The sequence below is a fragment of the Mesorhizobium sp. M8A.F.Ca.ET.021.01.1.1 genome (genome assembly GCF_003998025.1).
In the GTDB taxonomy this organism is placed as follows: domain Bacteria; phylum Pseudomonadota; class Alphaproteobacteria; order Rhizobiales; family Rhizobiaceae; genus Mesorhizobium.
The window spans coordinates 1-3,313 of record NZ_RZSJ01000649.1; the positions used below are offsets into that span (position 1 = coordinate 1).

General features: G+C 66.1%; 4 protein-coding genes and 1 pseudogene. 1 reads left to right on the forward strand and 4 read right to left on the reverse strand.

Going from position 1 to position 3,313, the window contains the following annotated elements; genetic code table 11:
- Positions 1-279: pseudogene (locus tag EOA36_RS31455) on the forward strand (hypothetical protein); the annotation flags it as partial.
- On the opposite strand, the gene EOA36_RS31460 reads toward EOA36_RS31455, so the two are convergent.
- From EOA36_RS31460 to EOA36_RS31475, 4 genes are all read right to left on the reverse strand, one after another.
- Complete coding sequence (locus EOA36_RS31460; RefSeq protein ID WP_127280762.1) at positions 274-822, reverse strand: gluconokinase; 549 nt, start codon at positions 820-822, stop codon at positions 274-276. The pseudogene EOA36_RS31455 and the gene EOA36_RS31460 sit on opposite strands and share 6 nt — an antisense overlap.
- Before the next feature lie 2 nt (positions 823-824).
- Positions 825-1,811: an ABC transporter permease gene (locus tag EOA36_RS31465; RefSeq protein WP_127280763.1), complete on the reverse strand. Its 987-nt coding sequence runs from the start codon at positions 1,809-1,811 to the stop codon at positions 825-827.
- Entirely contained in the window at positions 1,808-2,788 is a 981-nt protein-coding gene (locus EOA36_RS31470; RefSeq protein ID WP_127280764.1) for an ABC transporter permease, read from the reverse strand. The genes EOA36_RS31465 and EOA36_RS31470 overlap by 4 nt, the downstream gene beginning before the upstream one ends.
- Positions 2,785-3,313, reverse strand: a 529-nt coding sequence (locus EOA36_RS31475) for an ATP-binding cassette domain-containing protein (protein ID WP_145969411.1), incomplete at its 5' end; no start/stop codon positions are given. The genes EOA36_RS31475 and EOA36_RS31470, both read right to left, overlap by 4 nt.

Here is a 3,313-nt window from a genome sequence, read left to right on the forward strand (position 1 = left end):
CTGTTTGCCATGTCGACTTTCGAGGACGTGCCCTTCCGGCAATACCGGGCCGTCTTGAGCCCCGAACTGGTGCCGCCGGCACCGGCGCTCACGGCAGTGAACACAACCAGGGACGGAGCCAAGAACATGGCCCTGCAGGCACACTACATCCTGCTGAAACGCGACCGCTTGCTGGAGGCGCTGAAGCAGTGCCCCGAGCAGATGATGTCCTGGTCGCGCCATGAGCGGTTGACCGAAGCTCAGGACGGCATCGGCATCAGCGCAGAAGAAGGCTCATGAGCGGCGCATCGAGCGCAATGCCTGGGTGACGAGTTCGTCGACCGGCTGCGTCGCGTCGAGCGTCAATGCCCGCTCGTCTTGGCCCGGCGGCTCCAGGATGGCGAACTGGCTGTCGACCAGGCTTGCCGGCATGAAATGGCCCTTGCGGTTGCCGACGCGCCGCCGTGCGGTGGCCGGATCGATCTCCAGATAGAGGAAGACGATATCGGGGCAAAAGCCGCGCAGCCGCTCGCGATAGCCGCGCTTCAGCGCCGAGCAGGCGGCGACCACACCTTGGCCGTTGCCGATCGACGCCGCGATCTGCTCGCCGATCGCGTCGAGCCAGCCCTCGCGCAGTTGATCGGTGAGCGGCTCGCCCCGCGCCATGCGGGCGACGTTTTCGGGCGGATGCAGCCTGTCGCCCTCGATGAAGACGGCACCCAGCGCGGCGGCCAGCGCGAGACCGAAGGCTGACTTGCCGCAGCCGGCGACGCCCATCACCACGATAGCCGGAGGTGCCAAACCGGAAGCGCCCGTCGGCGCCTGCGCTGCCTTTTCGTCCACCGTCAGCGGCTCGCCGGCGCGCGGCCGTAGAGAAGGAGCATGGCGACGATGACGACGCCATAGATGATCTGCCGTCCCGCCTCGGGCATCTGCATGACCGACAGGATGGATTGCAGCAGCGTGATCAGGATCACGCCCGCGACCGTGCCGAGATAGGAGCCGCGCCCACCCAGGATCGAGGTGCCACCGAGCACGACGGCCGCGATCGACGGCAGCAGATAGGCATCCCCCATAGATTGCGCCGCCTTGGAGGCGTAACCCGCCAGCAGCACGCCGCCAAAGGCGGAGAGCCCGCCGGAGACGGCAAAAGCGATCATCACCACGCGTCTTGTGTCGATGCCGGAGAGATAGGCGGCGCGCTCGCGGTTGCCGATGCCATAGACCGCGCGGCCAAAACCGCTGCGGGTCAGCACGAACACCATCGCGGCCCCGATCAGCGCCCAGATGATGACCGCGTTGGGGACGCCCGGAATGGTGAAGCCGGTGGCCAGGTAGCGCATGGCGCCGGTGGCCGAATCCTGCGGCGAGAATCCCCCGGTGTAGACCACCATCAGCCCTTGCGCGACGGCGTTGGTGGCCAGCGTGATGATCATCGAGGGGATGCGCAGATAGGCGACGCCAATGCCGTTGACGACGCCGATCAGCACGCCACAGAAGATGCCAAACGGGATCGCCAGCACCACGCCGGCCGGACCATAGGCCGCCGCCGCGCAGGCCATCATCGCGCCCGCCGCCACCGACCACGGCACCGACAGGTCGATCTGGCCGAGCAGGATGACCAGCATCATGCCGGTGGCAATGACGCCAAGGAACGAAGCCACCTTGAGCTGCTGCAAGAGATATTCAGGCGACAGGAAGCTGCGCGAATAGAGGCTGCCCACCAACAGCAGCACCACGATGCAGGCAAAGGCCGTCAGCACCGCCGGATCGGCGCGGCGGATGAATTTCGGCATGCGGCCGGCAATGCCGCCCAAGGTCGTCTCGCTCACAGGAACCACTCCAGCCGGTTGCGGACCCGAAACAGGGCGAAGGCGCCGAGGCTGACGGCGACCAGCAGGATAACGCCCTGGAACAGCGGCTGCCAGAGCGGATCGAAGTCGAAGACGAACAGAAGATCGCCGATCGTGCGGAAGGCCAGCGCGCCGAAGATGGCGCCGATGGCACTGCCCTTGCCACCGAACAAGGAGACGCCACCCAGCACCACGGCCGCGATCGAAAACAGCGTGTAGGCGTTGCCGCTGGCATAGGCTGCCTCCCCCGTATAGGTGAAGAAGGTGAGGAACAGCCCGCCGATCGCGGCCAGCAGGCCGGCCAGTGTGTAGGCGGCAAACTTGCCGCGACGGATCGGCACGCCAGACATGTAGGCAGCCGTTTCCGAAGAGCCGGCCGCGTAGGCGGCACGGCCGAGTACCGAACGGCTGAACGGCACCCAGATCAACAGCACGACCGCCAGCAGCACGACCAGGCTTGCCGGCACCAGATCGAAAAAACGTCCTGTCATGGCATCGGCCAGGTCCTCGTTGACCGAGCCGCCCGGGAATGGGCGCAGCAGGAGGCCCACTCCGTAATAGACCGCGCCGGTGGCGATGGTGGCGACGATCGGCTGCAGCCGCCCATAGATGACGATGGCGCCGTTGATGGCGCCGCACAGAAGGCCCGCCGCCAGCACGGCGATGACGCCGAGCGTGGTCTGCATCGGCGTGCCCACCACCAGCCAGGAGGCCAGGCAGTTGGTGAGCAGGAAGATCATGCCGACGGACAGGTCGATGCCGGAGGTGATGACGACCAGTGTCTGCGCCATGGCGACGAAGGCAAGCAGCACGCCCTTGTTCGCGGCCGTCTGCACGACATTGGCGGTGAAGCCCGCCGGATGGTTGGAGGTGTAGATGACGAACATGACGATGAAGATGCCGAGCGCCAGCAGCGTTCCGCGCTGCTCGGCCAGCCAGTAGCGCCAATCTTTCACGCTTCCGCTCCCAGGCCCACCGGGCTCTCCTCGCCATGGATGTTGAGCGCGCTCGATATCAGCGCCCGTTCGGTGATCTCGGCGCCGACCAGTTCGCGCTTGACCGCCCCGTCATAGAGCACCAGCACGCGGTCGCAGCAGCCGATCAACTCGTCATAATCGGTCGAATAGAACAGGATCGCCGCGCCCGCGTCCGCCAGCTTGCGCATCAGCTGATAGATTTCCTGCTTGGTGCCGACATCGATCCCGCGCGTCGGATCGTTGAGCAGGATGATGCGCGGCTGGCGCATCAGCCATTTGGCGATGACCACCTTCTGCTGGTTGCCGCCCGACAGCGCGCCGACCGGGATGTCGAGACCGGCCGTCTTGATCGCCAGCAGGCCGACCATGTCGTCGATCAGCCGCTGCTCGGTGGCGCGGTCGATGATGCCCCCTTTCGACAGCCGGTCAAGCGCGGCGAAGGACAGGTTTTCGCGCACCGTCATCGGCAGCATCAGGCCTTCGGTCTTGCGGTCTTCAGGGATG